At 61.9% G+C, this 13,615-nt stretch carries 16 protein-coding genes and 1 tRNA gene; 4 read left to right on the top strand and 13 right to left on the bottom strand.

Annotated features, from left to right (window positions below; translation table 11 throughout):
* Positions 1-54 precede the first annotated feature (54 nt).
* Together LZC95_04540 and LZC95_04535 are read right to left on the bottom strand one after the other, a co-directional pair.
* The gene (locus tag LZC95_04540; protein WXA96106.1) at positions 55-579 is read right to left on the bottom strand and encodes a hypothetical protein; all 525 of its coding nucleotides are present in this window, start codon (positions 577-579) and stop codon (positions 55-57) included.
* A 15-nt stretch (positions 580-594) separates the two neighbouring features.
* Positions 595-1,536, bottom strand: a complete 942-nt coding sequence (locus LZC95_04535) for an SDR family oxidoreductase (GenBank protein ID WXA96105.1) — start codon at positions 1,534-1,536, stop codon at positions 595-597.
* Between the two features lie 301 nt (positions 1,537-1,837).
* Between LZC95_04535 and LZC95_04530 the strand changes: the two genes are divergently transcribed.
* The gene (locus tag LZC95_04530; protein ID WXA96104.1) at positions 1,838-2,413 is read left to right on the top strand and encodes a TetR/AcrR family transcriptional regulator; all 576 of its coding nucleotides are present in this window, start codon (positions 1,838-1,840) and stop codon (positions 2,411-2,413) included.
* 89 nt (positions 2,414-2,502) lie between these two features.
* Positions 2,503-3,663, top strand: coding sequence for an alpha/beta fold hydrolase (locus LZC95_04525; GenBank protein WXB00298.1), 1,161 nt, complete (start codon positions 2,503-2,505; stop codon positions 3,661-3,663).
* Positions 3,664-3,813: 150 nt separating this feature from the next.
* On the opposite strand, the gene LZC95_04520 is transcribed toward LZC95_04525, so the two are convergent.
* The 10 genes from LZC95_04520 to LZC95_04475 form a co-directional block, all read right to left on the bottom strand.
* On the bottom strand, positions 3,814-4,530 hold the full coding sequence (locus LZC95_04520; GenBank protein ID WXA96103.1) for a molybdopterin-dependent oxidoreductase: 717 nt from the start codon (positions 4,528-4,530) through the stop codon (positions 3,814-3,816).
* A gap of 31 nt (positions 4,531-4,561) precedes the next feature.
* Complete coding sequence (locus tag LZC95_04515; GenBank protein ID WXA96102.1) at positions 4,562-5,347, bottom strand: MipA/OmpV family protein; 786 nt, start codon at positions 5,345-5,347, stop codon at positions 4,562-4,564.
* An 11-nt stretch (positions 5,348-5,358) separates the two neighbouring features.
* Positions 5,359-5,751, bottom strand: a complete 393-nt coding sequence (locus LZC95_04510) for a hypothetical protein (GenBank protein WXA96101.1) — start codon at positions 5,749-5,751, stop codon at positions 5,359-5,361.
* Positions 5,752-5,864: 113 nt separating this feature from the next.
* Positions 5,865-8,645 (bottom strand): winged helix-turn-helix domain-containing protein, encoded by a 2,781-nt coding sequence (locus tag LZC95_04505; GenBank protein WXA96100.1) that lies wholly within the window; start codon positions 8,643-8,645, stop codon positions 5,865-5,867.
* A gap of 21 nt (positions 8,646-8,666) precedes the next feature.
* Entirely contained in the window at positions 8,667-9,164 is a 498-nt protein-coding gene (locus tag LZC95_04500; GenBank protein WXA96099.1) for a MarR family transcriptional regulator, read from the bottom strand.
* Positions 9,165-9,231: 67 nt separating this feature from the next.
* Positions 9,232-9,996: a glutathione S-transferase family protein gene (locus LZC95_04495; protein WXA96098.1), complete on the bottom strand. Its 765-nt coding sequence runs from the start codon at positions 9,994-9,996 to the stop codon at positions 9,232-9,234.
* Between the two features lie 162 nt (positions 9,997-10,158).
* Positions 10,159-10,611, bottom strand: a complete 453-nt coding sequence (locus tag LZC95_04490) for a hypothetical protein (GenBank protein ID WXA96097.1) — start codon at positions 10,609-10,611, stop codon at positions 10,159-10,161.
* A gap of 52 nt (positions 10,612-10,663) precedes the next feature.
* Positions 10,664-11,110: a cytochrome c gene (locus LZC95_04485; protein WXA96096.1), complete on the bottom strand. Its 447-nt coding sequence runs from the start codon at positions 11,108-11,110 to the stop codon at positions 10,664-10,666.
* Between the two features lie 84 nt (positions 11,111-11,194).
* Positions 11,195-11,869: an RNA polymerase sigma factor gene (locus LZC95_04480; protein ID WXA96095.1), complete on the bottom strand. Its 675-nt coding sequence runs from the start codon at positions 11,867-11,869 to the stop codon at positions 11,195-11,197.
* A 181-nt stretch (positions 11,870-12,050) separates the two neighbouring features.
* Positions 12,051-12,371 carry a TetR family transcriptional regulator C-terminal domain-containing protein gene (locus LZC95_04475; GenBank protein ID WXA96094.1) on the bottom strand — a complete coding sequence of 107 codons (321 nt, stop codon included), beginning with the start codon at positions 12,369-12,371 and terminating at the stop codon, positions 12,051-12,053.
* A 222-nt stretch (positions 12,372-12,593) separates the two neighbouring features.
* Here LZC95_04475 and LZC95_04470 point away from each other — a divergent pair, with 222 nt between their 5' ends.
* Positions 12,594-12,863 carry a hypothetical protein gene (locus tag LZC95_04470; protein WXA96093.1) on the top strand — a complete coding sequence of 90 codons (270 nt, stop codon included), beginning with the start codon at positions 12,594-12,596 and terminating at the stop codon, positions 12,861-12,863.
* Between the two features lie 208 nt (positions 12,864-13,071).
* Entirely contained in the window at positions 13,072-13,338 is a 267-nt protein-coding gene (locus tag LZC95_04465) for a hypothetical protein (GenBank protein ID WXA96092.1), read from the top strand.
* Positions 13,339-13,506: 168 nt separating this feature from the next.
* Here the strand turns inward: LZC95_04465 and LZC95_04460 are convergent.
* Positions 13,507-13,578: transfer RNA gene (locus LZC95_04460), tRNA-Val, on the bottom strand.
* Positions 13,579-13,615 lie beyond the last annotated feature (37 nt).

Here is a 13,615-nt window from a genome sequence, read left to right as displayed (position 1 = left end):
CGCCACCGGGTCACGTCATCTCGTGTACACGACCTGATTGCGCGACGACTCATTCTAATCGAATGCCGTTCCTAACGAGGCCACACTCGCGCGGACTCGCCCGAGATAGGCCTGATTTCTCTCGAGCGAGCGTGCCTCGAGCGTATGCCCCAGCACACCGACGATCATGAATGCGAGCGCGACGCCTTTACGGGCCGGCGCCTGATTCGAGAGAAGCGCGACGACGACGCCCACGGCGATCAATGCCGTGAATGCGGCGAGTGGCACCGTATAACTCGTGCGGAGCACCTTTTCGACGCGGGCCAGCTCGCGCCAGGCCACCGCCGCTTCGGACTGCTCGGCAAACATGACACTTTCGTCGCGCGCTCGCCGTTCCACGATCCATGCGTACCGTCCGCTGACGAGTGCCAGCAGCACGCCGAAGACGACGAATCCGTACGCCATGCCTCGGCCAAGCGTCGCGCTATCGCACTGGGACCAAAATACCAGTCCCAGCACCGCCAACCCAAGGCCAACCTCCATACCGATCAAGCCCGAGGCTCGCTCGGCGTCGTAGTATTGCAGCACCATCTCGTGCATGGCCTTCCTCGCGCCTCAGTGTTGAGTAAACGAATAGGTTACGGCTGTTAACAATTCGGCCTTCCGCCACAATGCTTCGCGAACGCGCGCATCTCGGGCGAGCGGGGGGATGCCAACATCACCGGGAGATGCACAACGCTGGACGACGTACCCCGGCGATGGCCCGATGAGCGAGGACTCCGTGGGCGCCGACATGGTTGCGGCGAAGAGCACGTTCTCCGCCGCGCGCGTCAACGGGTACCCCAGTGTCGTGGAAAGCGCTCTGCCGATGGCCCCTTTCAGACCGGCAACATTGCGCTGCAGATTGGTGACGGCAGTACCGGGATCCACGGCTACGCTGGTGATGCCACACGCGCTTGCGCGCCGATGCAGTTCGACCGCGAACATGATGCCGGCGAGCTTGCTGCGCGCATAGGCTCCCATGGGCGAGTAACTTTGTCGTTCGGCGTGCAGATCCTCCGGATCGAGCCGCGCCATGTTCCAGCGGCCGACCGCCGCGCTGACGGTCACGATGCGCGCATGGCCCGAGCGCAGGGCCGGTAGGAGGTGGGCTGTAAGAGCAAAATGTCCGAGAAAATTGGTTCCCATGTGCACTTCGAAGCCGTCGGCCGTTGCCTCTCGACGGGGCACCGCCATGACTCCGGCGACGTTCAAGAGCAGATGTACCGGGTCGCCGGTCGCGAGCCAGCGCTCCGCGAAGGCGGCAATCGACGCAAGGCGTCCGAGATCCATCTCCTGAAATTCCAGGACGGCATCTGGAGAATGCTCGCGAATGGCCTCGACCGCGGCTTCTCCCTTGATGCGATCGCGCCCAAGCACGATCACGCGCGCACCACACGCAGCCAAAGCCTTGGACGCCTGAAAACCGATTCCGCTGGCACCACCGGTCACGAACACCGTTCTTCCGGTCATGCTCGGAAGCTGCGCCTGCGTCCACTTCGTGTGCTGCAAATCCATATTTCGCTCCTTCCGCGCGCCCCTGTCACGCCCCAGCGCTGCCTTGCTCTCGATGTGACAATGGAGCGCTCCAATGTCAATGCGTGACGCATGTGACAAAAGATAAATTTTGACAAACTATGTATAAAATGTAACTCGAGTACGGTGAGATACGAACGTCGCCAAACCATGTCGTCTGGTCGGTTGATCGCCGGAAGGCGCGCCACTCGCGTCCACAGAATGCACGAGCTCGCTCCCTTACAACGAGAAGCAGGCCGCAACGATGCGGTTCATCTGCCGAGCGCCGGTTAGGGAACCCAGAATGACGACCTTGGACACGGACGAACGCGACACTCTTCGGCGTCGCCAAATTCTGGCAAGTGCACGAGCGGTGTTCGTTCAGTTTGGCTTCGACAAATCTTCGATGGACGATATTGCCAAGCGAGCCAATCTCTCGCGCGGGTTGGTCTATCGGAAATTCAAGAACAGGGAGGAGCTCCTCCAAGCCGTCTTCGAGGACCTCTTCGTGGGGCGCTACGAGCGCGCCGCACATGTCGTCGCCGGAGCAGGAAGCAAGCGAGACAAGCTGCTTCGAATCTACGAGATTCTATACCTTGAACCATGGGACGAGATGATGGGGTCCCCCATGGCGCCCGAGCTCTATCAAGCATGCAAGCGTTTCGATCCAGAAGGCGTCGATAAACGAGAGCGTATGCGTCTGAGATACACGCAGGCCATTCTCGGCGACAAGAGTGCCGCGGAGGTTTTCATGCTCTCCGTCGAAGGGTTGTCGGGGACGGACATCCCGTCGACGAGCGTTCTCCGACGACGGATCCAGCTTCTGTGCGAGCGCTTCGCTGAAGCGCGACCGAACGATGAAACTCGTGACGTGAAATAGCCGAGAGAACTCGACTTCCTAGGAGGGATGCCGTGACGACGTACTTGCGGGCGATCGCTTGCGCGACCCTTTTCCCGATCATCTCTTCGATGGTTGGTTGTACGGACCAAGCGGATCGCCGAACCGGACCGACGCGGGGACCATCAGGGCTCGCATTTTACCAACCTCCGTCCCCGTTGACCGGGAACACCCATGGAGACCTGATCTGGATTCGCGACTTTCCGTCGACCGCTGCGCTACCACACGCCGCAAAGAACCTATTGTTGCTTTACCGATCGACGAATCTTCACGGGGCGGCGATTGCCATTTCGGGCATCCTCTCCGTCCCGCCCGGAAACCCGCCGGCAAGTGGATGGCCAGTGATCACGTATGCCCATGGCACGTCCGGCATAGGGACCTCCTGCGCACCATCCTTGGACACCCCGGACGCGCCTACCCACTCGATCGATTCGTATATCGTCCCAGCACTCGATCGTTGGGTGCAAAATGGTTGGGCGGTACTGCGCACGGACTACGAAGGCCTTGGCACGCCGGGGCCACATCCTTACATCATTGGGGTCTCCGAGGGCCGTGCCGTTCTCGACATCGTGCGAGCGGCGAAGCAGGCAGACGGCACGCTGAGCAATCGAGTCGTCATTGCAGGCCACTCGCAAGGTGGGCACGCCGCCTTGTGGGCCGCGGGCCTGGCGCCAGAGTGGACACCGGATATCGACGTCGTCGGCACGGTGGCGTTTGCGCCCGCTTCACATTTTCGTGAGCAGCTTCGACCTCTCATCGCGACCAGCAGCCCAACGGGGGTACTTGGTGCCGTAGGTATGATGGCCATACGAGGTGTCGACGTCGCATATCCGCAATTGCAGATACCTTCGTTGCTATCGGCGCAAGCGAAGTCATTGTGGCCACAGACCGAGACCGCCTGTCTGGTCCAATTCCAAGCATCGGACTCGTTCGGTGGGCTACCGCCAAACATGTATTTTGCCGAACACGCCGATCTGGCGGGTCTCGAAACGGCTCTCGGCGACCAGAATCCAGGTCAGCTCACCATCTCGACTCCAGCGCTGATACTACAAGGGGGCGCCGACAGCATCATCCTACCCCATTGGACCGAGCTCCTTCGTCAGGAGTTCGAGGCCAATGGTTCCAATGTCGTGCTGCGCGTGCGCGAGAATGCCGACCATGGTTCGATTGTCGTTGGTGAATCCTTCGACGAGGCTACCGCTTGGATACGAGCTCGATTCGCCAAGGACTGACGAAGTTTCAGCAGCTTGCTTTCGGTCAGACGAACTGCACGCGAGCGAGCGAGACGTTGCTCGCGTAATTACCGTAGTCCAGCGCGTTGTTTTCTCCGAGACGAGAAAGCGGCCCAGCATCTTTTCGCTCTCGCCAGTGGAGGGCCGTCATCAGCCATATCGTTCTTCTCTCCACGGATCGGCGTGGTTGTTGTAACCGCGTACCTCCCAATAGCCAGGTTGATCGACGGCGCTGAATCGAATGCCGCTGAGCCACTTCGCGCTCTTCCAGAAATACAGATCCGGCACCAACGCACGCACCGGTGCTCCGTGCGGACGTGCCAGCGGTGCACCCTCGTAGCGGTGGGCGACGAGCGAGGTGGGCGCGAGCGCTTCGCGCACGAGCACGTTCGACGTGTAACCGTTGGCGCCTTCGAAGATGACGTGGCGTGCGGTCCTCTTCATCTTGGCGCGCGCCGCGAGATCGGCCACGCGAACCCCGGTCCAGTGGCTGTCGAGCACCGTCCATTTCGTCACGCAGTGAACGTCACAGGTTTGCTCGACCTGTGGCATTTCGAGCAGCTCGGCGAAGTCGATTTCGAAGGGTGCTTCCACCTCGCCGTAGACGCGCAGCTTGAAGTTCTTCGCGCTCGGATCGCCTTCGCTTCCGCCCATCGGACGCAACCGCTGAAGTAAGAACTGGCTCGGCGGCAGCCGGGGGCGACCATCGGGGCGCTTCAGGGAGGACGCGCGGCGGCTGGCGTCGTCGTCGGCCAGGACGTGGGTCGCACCGCCCAGGGCGATGATGCCCGTGCCGGTTGCGATGCCTCTTAGCAGGGTGCGCCGGCCGAGCATGCTCGGCTTGATGACGCGAGAAGGTTTATCCATTGTAATTCACCGAGTGAAACGTGTCCCAACATCAGAAGTCGTAGCGCAAGAACGTGACAGTGGACGGCTGTAGCCGTGTCGCGACAACGGGACTCGCGCCAGCGTCTCCCACGAGCACACCCGCGCGTGCGAGCGCGCCCACCGACCAGCGCTCGTTGATGGCGTAGGAGCCGAACACGCTGATCGTGACGTCGCGAATACCGCTGCCCCTCGCGTCGAAGAACGTGCGCGCGTAGCGTGCGTCCATCCACGTCGTAGAAACCGACCCGTCGAGCGTCCACCGGCGCTCGAGAAAGAGGGACACCCCCGCCCTCGCGTCCGCGAGGAACGCGTCGCTGCCGCCGAGATGCCGATGCAGCGAGCTCTCGACGCGCACGAGCGCTGTCCTGCCGAGCGCGTGCCGCAACCCGACGTAGACGCGCGGGTCTGCGGCCAAGCCGATATCACCGCGACCCGCGAGCCGCTCGGGGTCGGAACTCTCTTTGCGCCCGAGGTCCACGTAGACGCTCGCGCCACCGTAAAGTGCCCCTTCGCCGATCTCGAGACCGATGCCCCTCAGCGTCGATACGTAGAGCGGCCCGGCATGCGCGTCGATGTATGGCAGTGGGAGAATGCGCGTGCGCGCCGCGCCCGGGTACTCGGGCATCGTGATCGCGCCGGCGCCGACCGCGACACGCACGGCGGCGGGGCGCACGGGTGCGGGCTCGGAGACCACGTCGGGCTCGTCGGCGCGTGCAATCCGTTCACCCGCGAGGTTCGCGGCACCTAGCGTAAGGAGGACCGCGACGGTGCTTCGCCATCGAATATTGGTGGACACGATGGGCACGTTCAGCCGTGCACGGCCGCCGTATGCGGACGGACCTTCTTGAAGGTCAGCCAGAACGCCGACACCAAAAAGTAAAACGCGCCGAAGGCGGCATTCATGCTGACGCCGAGCGCCACGCCGACACAGATGGCGGTGATGATGCTGATCACGAGATTGAGCGTCTGACTGAGGTTGGCCCTCCGTCCTCCAGACTTGTGAGCGTCGAGGAAATTGGCAATCGCGTCCCAGGCCGGATAGGCCACGAGGAGAACGGCCGAAAGTGTCGGCGCGCTTTTTCCAAGCGCCAACGCCGCAACGAGCCAACCAGTCGAAACAGCGGCTCCGACGAAATAGTAGCTTTTGAGCCAACGGTTCGAAGGCGATATCGAAACTCGGTTATCGGGGTAATTTTGCATTGCGTTCTCCGTGGTTTGCGTGGCTTTCGAATAGGGGCATGCAACGTGCGCCGCGTTTCGAGAACCAAGCTGCCCGCCGGCACGGCTCGAGGCACGTTATGCCTCGTTAGGCGCTATGAGGCGCTGCGAGCGATCTGCGCAAGTATCTGATCTGCTTCACGAATATCGATCGTATCGAGGCCTTCGTCGAAGCCATCGCGAAGCGGCCGTAGCAGCTGCCGAGCGTCCTCGACTTGGCCGCGTTCGAGCCAGGCGCGTGCGAGATCATTCGAAGCGCGCAACTCCCACGCGCGCGCTCCCTGCCCTCGCGCGCAATCGAGGGCATCGTGCAGCCACCTCTCGGCGTCAAGGCTCGCCGTTCTAGCTTTCACGCGCAAGAGTTCCGGCAGTGCGAACAGCTCACCATTGCGACGGCAATCGTCGATGGTCGCGTCGAGAAGCCTGCGAGCCTCATCGTTACGACCGGTGTCGATCAAGCCCGTTGCGAGCACCGGTACGAAGGTACTCGTCAGCATCGCGTAATGAGCCGTGCGCAGACGAGCCAGCGCTGCCTCCAACTGGCGTACGCCGTCCTCCGTCCTGCCCTGAAGGATCGCGAGCTGGCCGCGGAAGCCATTCGCCGCCACGATGTACAGCTCGAATGCATTGGCTTCCGCGAGGCTCGCAAACACGCCGAGATCCTCTTGAGCCTTCTCGAGATCGCCAGACCACAAACACACCGACAAGTTCCAGAGCCGAACGAGGGATTGCATGGTGGGATTTCCGAACGCGCCTGCGTAGCGAATCGTTCGCTCGGCCACGGCCCGCGCTTGGTCCGCATATCCCAGCAACCAAAGGCAACGCGCGAGCGCAATCCCGGAGCGGCTTCGATAAAGATCGGGCGGCAACGTCGGATCCAATGAGAGCTCGAGCTCGCCCCGCGCCCGTAGCTGTTCTCCTGCCAAGTGATGCGAGATGCCCAACAGGCAATCTGAAACCGCCCGTGCTTCGAATGAACCGAGTTTGTCGGCGACCCGCCGGGAATCCTCCGCCCACGCGAGTGCGGTCGCGAAGTCCCCGATGCGTTCGTGAAAGAGGTGAAGACGTCCCAGCATCCGCAGTTCGTTCCAGTCGTCACCCAGCTCGGAAGAGAGCGCGAGGCCCCGCCGCAGCGCGGCTTCGGCCCTGTCGCCATGTCCGCGCGTCAACATCAAGCAGGTTCCCAACGCGCCTTGCAATTCGAGCTCGATGGCCGTGCCACGGTGCGCATCCTCCATGAGGGCGAGCGCGCGCTCGCACCAATTGCGGCATTCGTCGAGTAAAGCCAATTTCAGCAACACCGGCACGCACCGCGCTGCAACTTGGAGGGCGAGCGCCGGGTCGCCATCGGGCCCAAAGCACCACGAGAGGGCACCCCGGATATTACCCAGCGACGCTACGAGCTCGGACTGCGATGCATTGAATTCCACGCCGTGCGCGAAATACGTCGCATGGCTGCGTGCAGTCGCCTGTACCTCCGTGGCGCCTCGCGCATTGAGCTTTTCCCGCGCATACGCACGGGTCATTTCCAAGAGGCGGTAGCCTCCGCGGCTCGCCCCGCGATCGGTTGCGACCAACGACTTGGCCGTTAGCTCGTCCAGCGCAGGGAGCGCCCGACCGGCGGCGAGCGGGGAGCGTCCGACCACGGCGAGCGCCGCTTCCGGGGTAAACGAACCAACGAACACCGACAGGCGATCGAGGGTGAGCCTTTCGATATCCGAAAGCAGATCATAGCTCCAGTCCAGTGTTGCCTGCAGCGTCTGTTGACGAGGCATCGCGGTGCGTCGTCCGGCCCAACTGAGTGCATAATGCTCGCTCAGCATCCGCGCCGTCGCTTCGAAGCCGTGCATCGCCACGCGCACCGCGGTGAGCTCGATCGGCAATGCCATTCCATCGACCCGCCGACACATGTTGGCAATGACGAGAGCCGCGGCGAGATCGATCTGCAGCGTGCTGTCCGCCGCCCGTGCACGCTCCGCAAATAGCTCGATCGCAGGATACGCAAGGAGCTGTTCCAGCGACATGTCCGCCGGGTCGACCGGATACTCGAGGCCGCCCAACCAATGAATGCGTTCGCCGCGAACGCGGAGCGACTCCCGACTCGTGGACAAGACGCACACGTCAGGAGCCGCGTCGCCGATCTTTTCGACGAGGCTCGAGACATCGCTGATGAGATGTTCGCAATTATCGAACACGAGAAGCAGCTTGCGCCTGCTGATGTGCCCTAGGAGCACACGGATCGTGTCCTCGGCCTGCACCGGTATTCCGAGCGCAGTGGCCAAAGTCGAGACGAGGAGCGTGGAGTCCTGCAGCGATGCAAGATCGATGAAGCTCACGTGCTCGAAGTGCCCCGCGAGTCGATGTGCGAGTTCGACCGCGACCGTCGTTTTTCCAACCCCGCCGGCCCCCACGAGCGTGAACAGAGGCGCGGACGCAACCTGCTCGGCAAGGAGGGTCAGCTCGCGCGCGCGGCCGATCACCCGCGCGCGCGCGGGCAGGCTACGCACGATCGATGATTCGACCCGGTGCTGCGCGGGCGCTCGCTCGGCGACGATGACCTCGACGGACGCAACGAACGCGTAACCGACACCGACCTGCGTGCTGATATAGCGAGCGCCGTCTTCGCCGTCCCCCAGCACTTTGCGCAGCGCCGCCATGTGGAAGCGAAGGCTTCCGTCCTCGACGACGACGTCGGGCCAAACGCGCTCGAGCAGCTCACGCTTGGACACGACGCGCCCGCGTTGCTCCACGAGCGCCGTCAGCAGATCGAGCGCGCGCCCTCCGATGTCAACCGGCACGCCGTCCCGTGTGAGCAGGCGCTCGCGCCTCGAAAGGCGAAATGGACCGAATGCGAGCACCTCGGAAGACGAAGTCACCAACGCGCACCTCCAGTCACGTTACGCCGGAGCGTTGACGGGGGCAGTTAGCCCGCGGGGCACCGCGGGGATATCACGCCGGCTTGAACGGGCGACGGCTTCGCGAAACGCTTTCACTTCCTTCAACAGCGAAATGAGCCGGCTAGGGGGCATACCGGCGGCTTCGAAAAGTCGCATCGGAAGGCACATCGAGCGCTGGCGCATCGAGCGCCCTGCGGCCGTGAGGCGGACGACAACTTGCCTCTCGTCATTCGCTTGCCGCTTGCGCGTCACGAACCCCGCCTGCTCGAGCCGTTTCAAGATCGGCGTGATCGTGCTCGGTTCGAGATCGAGTCGGCGCGCGATCGAGCCCACGGTCTGTCGGTCGTTTTCCCATAGCGAGCTCAGAGCTAGGTATTGCGGGTACGTGATCCCCAGCTCATCGAGGAGCGGCTTGTACGCACGCTGGACCGCAACACTGGCTCCGTAGAGCGCGAAGCAGAGTTGGTCTTCGAGCGTGAGATCCTTCATCGCTACCATGCGATAACTATATCGCGATAAATATTATCGAGCAAATGCTTGCCGTAAGCTAAGCCGACGGATACCGTCACTCCGAAACCGCGCAGCTCTGTCCGCGATGATCGCGATACATGCGCCGCACGTAGTCGAGGCCGGGATGATCCTGCCAGCGTTTCAACCAGTGCTGCCAGCCCGCGGGGCGCGGCTCCGGCGCCAGCGCCGGGTACTCAGGGGGCAGGCAAGTCGGTTGAAGCACCGTCGCGGCGGTCAGGTCGGCAATGCTGAAGCGATTGCCGACCAGATAGCCGGTTTTCGTGGCATGGCGTACAACGAAGTCGAGCGCCTCCTTGGTCAGCTCGCGGCCGGTTTCTGCACCATTCGCACCGATATGCATGTCCATGCGCATGACCGCACGGACGCAAGGAAAGGCAAACGCGTACACCTTCTGCTGCCACTCCGCAAAGCCCATAGCGAAGACCCGTGCGGCGTACTCGGTATGCGGTAGCCACTCGAAGAAAGCTGCACGGCGAAGCGCCGGACCGATATCGTCGAACCACTTCTGAATCTCCAGCGCCTGCGCACGCTGCTGCGGGTCCACAGGGTACAGCGGTGGGTCGGGCCAGGTTCGCTCGACGTAGTCCAGAACCGTCCCCGAATTCTTCAGCACGCGGCCGTCATGACATAGGATCGGCATGGTTTTCTGGCCGAAGCGTGGCATCAGCGTCAGCGCGTGCGGTCCCGGCAACAACGAACGGCGGACATGTGGCACGCTCTTGTAGTCCAGCGCCCAGCGCGCCTTTTCGGGATACATCGAGAAGCGGAATTGCCATAGTTCCGGATAGTTCACCGCCATCACTCTGAAGCATCGACGCTCAGATTCCAACTCCACGGGAGCATACCTGTACGGAAAACGTTCGCGACGGAGACCGAAGAGGAGCAATTCACGCCGTGAACGTACCGCGTATGAGCGGCAGCAAGGATCGAGCGTCGTGGACACTTGGACCGCAGAACTTCGTCAGGGAATCTCGTGGTGTTCGTGCGCGACCGCCATTCGCGAGAGCGCAATGGCCCCGAGCATGAGCCCGAAATCGCGTAGCGCGATGTCCCACGAATGGCCTAGGAATGCGAGATTCATGATAATTCCAGCAAGCCAGACCGCAACGACCGCGCCTCCAATCTTCGGCTTCAACGCGACAAGCAGGCCGGCGGCCATTTCGATCACACCCACCACGAGCATCGTCCCATGCACGGTGAAAGGCGAAAGCTGGGCGAATGCCGGTGAGAGGTAGGCGTCCCAGTTGGTCATCACATGAAAGAATTTGTCTGCGCCGAATAAGACCGGCGCCGCCGTGAAGCCCCAATGCAGGACCTCGTAGCTTTGCCTCGACGGCGTCTTGAGAGCGTCACGGGCCGCGATGGCACCGCGATGCGGAATTGCAGTATTTGCTTCCGTAATCTGAGCCGGCATGATCGAATCTCCTTGCTGAAATCGAGCGTTCCAAACAACGACCCGGATTGGGTCAGTGCAACTTGATATTGGCGGCACTCGACACGTCGATATGTTTACCCGCGACCGATACGCCGTTCGCCTTTAGATCGAAAGCCACGATGTCCCAGTATTCGCTTTCGCTAAGCGAGCCTGGGTTCTTCGGAGGCATATTCTTGCTGACGAACTGCGCGACATCGAGTGCTGTATTGAATTGGCTTTTGCGATATTTTTGATTCGGCCGTGGATCTCGTGGAAGTGCATCCTTCCCCACGACCGGAGGACCTTCACGGGAGCCTTCGCCGCTTGCTCCGTGGCAGAGTGCGCAGCGTGCAGCGTACAGCTTCGCACCGCGCGCCGCCTGTACCTCCCCGTCATCCGCTGCGGTTGGCGGCGGAGACTGCGCTTCTCCTTGATTCGAACCTGCGCATCCGAATGCGAGTACGACAGAACAGATGAATGACAGAAGAGTTCGAGGCATCGTCGGCGTGCTCCCTTTTCTCCCGCGAGTGGTCGGGATACCAAAAGGAGTCGCGAGGAGCCCTGGGGTTCCCGCTCACGTCATTCAGTGCGCACGAATTCGCTCGAGCACCGCGCGGATCACTCGGTCGCAGCGTGGTCGCTCGAATGCAAATGCATCGCGGGACGTTGCTTCGAGGCGTTCGACCAGAGACTCTCGAAGAAGCCTTCGCGCCCGGTGAAGCCGTGTCTTCACCGTTTCCTCGGGAATTCCCAAGGTGGCGGCGGTATCTGCGACGCTCAAGTCTTCGATCGAACGCAGTATGAAGACGGTTCGGAAAGCAACAGGAAGCGCATCGATTGCCTCTTCGAGCACACCGCGAAGCTCCCCGTCATGCGTGCACTGTTCAGGACTTCGGCTTTCCGCGCCCATGCTTTCATCCTCGACATCGAGTTCATCATCGATGGATACGTTCTTCTTACGTTGCCGGAGTCGTGCGAGTGCCTCGTGCACCGCGATGCGCGTCAACCAGGTTGAGAAAGCCGCTGCCCCGCGGAAGTCGCCAAGATGCGCGTACGCCCGAACATACGCGTCCTGCATCACGTCCTCCGCTTCATCGTCACTGCGAAGAATCGAACGGGCGGCGCGGTAAAGTCGGGTGTTGTTGCGACGCATGATCACCTCGAAGAGGTGCTCCTCCCCGGCGAGAACGCGTGCCACGACCTGCTCATCAGTGCCAAGCTCGCGGCGTTCCAAGCTGGACGGCTCCGGGAGGTTCATGTCGTATACCTATACGAAGGAAGGGAGTCCCTTTCGGCGTGAAAGGTTCCCGGGAAAATGACGAACGTAGGTCCAAGGGGGCCGCACTTGCGCCGGGGACGGTCGATACCCCGCCGCTTTGGGCTTCACGAGCCGTGCTCTTCAGTCGGGCCCGGTGCACGTCGGCATATATGCAGTGTTCCTACCGTATCTTCGTACCATTTCTCGTCCCCGGAACCCATCGGTGCAGAATTGGCTTCGTAAATCGATGGAAGAGCTCCTCCAGCTCGGATGCATCCAGCAGGGTTCGCGTATCAAGCCACCACGCGAGCAATTCCAAGAACGCTCCCGCAATGTAGTGCACCATCGCGTCCCGAGGTGGACCGGCGGGCGCGAAGCCGGCGAGATCTTCCTGGACGAGCTCGACGATCAGCTTGCGAAAACGATTCTGCACCACCTGCCCGCTGCGCTTGCCGATGAGAACGCGAACCAACGGCCGGTACTCCTGCGCGTGTTCAATCATCGCGCGCGCGAACGCGAGCGGCTCGCTCCCGGCACCCGTGGAGGGAAATCGCCGGCGGAGCTCCTTCCGAAACTCGTCGAATCCGCTGACCAGGAGATCTTCCTTGTCGGCGAAGTGCGTATAGAAGGTCGAGCGTCCGACGTCGCCCCGACACGCGTTATCACGTTCTCTTGATCAGCATTCCCGCGGCGCTGGTGATTCTCGGCACACGCAGCGCATTCCTTGGCGCGTTGGATTTTCGGAATAACGACACTCGTCGTTCCCGTCCTCTTCTTCGGTGCCTTCGAGGGCCTCTACAATCACGTCGCGAAGGACGCATTCTATTTTGCGGGTGTTTCGATGGAGTGGATGCTGCGGCTGTTTCCACCGCCTACCTACGAAATGCCCAACGACGTACTCTTCGAGATCACCGGAGTCTTGCAAGCGGCTCCCGCAGGACTGACCGCGTGGCAACTCTATCGATGGGTGTACCCGCCCAGGGTAATGGGGTGACGGCAAGTCGGCTGAAGAGAAACACCGTTTCGGAGAGCGCCAGGTCAAGTCACGCGCTCCATGCCCCCGGCTCGACAATGAGAGGCATTCGCGGGGTTGGATGGGCACCATCGGTCCTCGCGCCGGCCACGCGACAAGCGGTCTCCGAGTCCCAAGTGTCAGGTCGTGTCAGTCGCCAGGTCCGCGATGGGCGGTGCAGAGTCCCTGCATGATCAGACGCCGATTCATTCCAACCTGCGTGGTGCTCGTAATGATTCCATCCCTCGTCAGCACCGTCCACGTGCGTCGTGCCCAGGCCTCCGACCCGTGCGAGGATAGCTGCAGTCGCCATCCAGCCTTTGGCTGCAACAACCAAGAGGAACACGAGCATTGCATCGACAATTGTCGCGAGTCGTATTCACGATCGGGCACGCGCGCGACCGAGGATGACCCCGCGATCCACACCGACGCGTCCGACGAGAGCCTTTCCCCCTGAACGGCAACGTGCAAGCACTACGCGTTGGAGAGCGAATGCGACTCCCGTTTTCGGGATGCAATTCGGGATACAGAGACGCCGCACCCGATTTCGAAGAGGCAGCTCACGCCAATCGACGCGGGCCACAAAATCAAAAACTCCACGGACTTGAGTCTCGTGGAGTAATTGTAGGCGCGATTGGGATTGAACCAACGACCCCTACCGTGTCAAGGTAGTGCTCTACCACTGAGCTACGCGCCTGCTTTGCGAGAGCGTGGAATAGCGAGGCGCGCTCCCG

The organism is Sorangiineae bacterium MSr12523 (assembly GCA_037157775.1).
GTDB lineage: Bacteria > Myxococcota_A > Polyangia > Polyangiales > Polyangiaceae > Pendulispora > Pendulispora brunnea.
This window is presented reverse-complemented; position numbering and strand designations above follow the sequence as displayed.

Coding starts and splice junctions, on each gene's coding strand:
- LZC95_04535 (WXA96105.1), bottom strand. CDS start 1,536: ATGGATTTGCAGCACACGAAGTGGACGCAGGCGCAGCTTCCGAGCATG.
- LZC95_04475 (WXA96094.1), bottom strand. CDS start 12,371: ATGATTGAACACGCGCAGGAGTACCGGCCGTTGGTTCGCGTTCTCATC.
- LZC95_04525 (WXB00298.1), top strand. CDS start 2,503: ATGGTTGGTTGTACGGACCAAGCGGATCGCCGAACCGGACCGACGCGG.
- LZC95_04510 (WXA96101.1), bottom strand. CDS start 5,751: ATGCAAAATTACCCCGATAACCGAGTTTCGATATCGCCTTCGAACCGT.
- LZC95_04500 (WXA96099.1), bottom strand. CDS start 9,164: ATGGTAGCGATGAAGGATCTCACGCTCGAAGACCAACTCTGCTTCGCG.
- LZC95_04530 (WXA96104.1), top strand. CDS start 1,838: ATGACGACCTTGGACACGGACGAACGCGACACTCTTCGGCGTCGCCAA.
- LZC95_04480 (WXA96095.1), bottom strand. CDS start 11,869: ATGAACCTCCCGGAGCCGTCCAGCTTGGAACGCCGCGAGCTTGGCACT.
- LZC95_04465 (WXA96092.1), top strand. CDS start 13,072: ATGATCAGACGCCGATTCATTCCAACCTGCGTGGTGCTCGTAATGATT.
- LZC95_04540 (WXA96106.1), bottom strand. CDS start 579: ATGCACGAGATGGTGCTGCAATACTACGACGCCGAGCGAGCCTCGGGC.
- LZC95_04485 (WXA96096.1), bottom strand. CDS start 11,110: ATGCCTCGAACTCTTCTGTCATTCATCTGTTCTGTCGTACTCGCATTC.
- LZC95_04495 (WXA96098.1), bottom strand. CDS start 9,996: ATGGCGGTGAACTATCCGGAACTATGGCAATTCCGCTTCTCGATGTAT.
- LZC95_04490 (WXA96097.1), bottom strand. CDS start 10,611: ATGCCGGCTCAGATTACGGAAGCAAATACTGCAATTCCGCATCGCGGT.
- LZC95_04520 (WXA96103.1), bottom strand. CDS start 4,530: ATGGATAAACCTTCTCGCGTCATCAAGCCGAGCATGCTCGGCCGGCGC.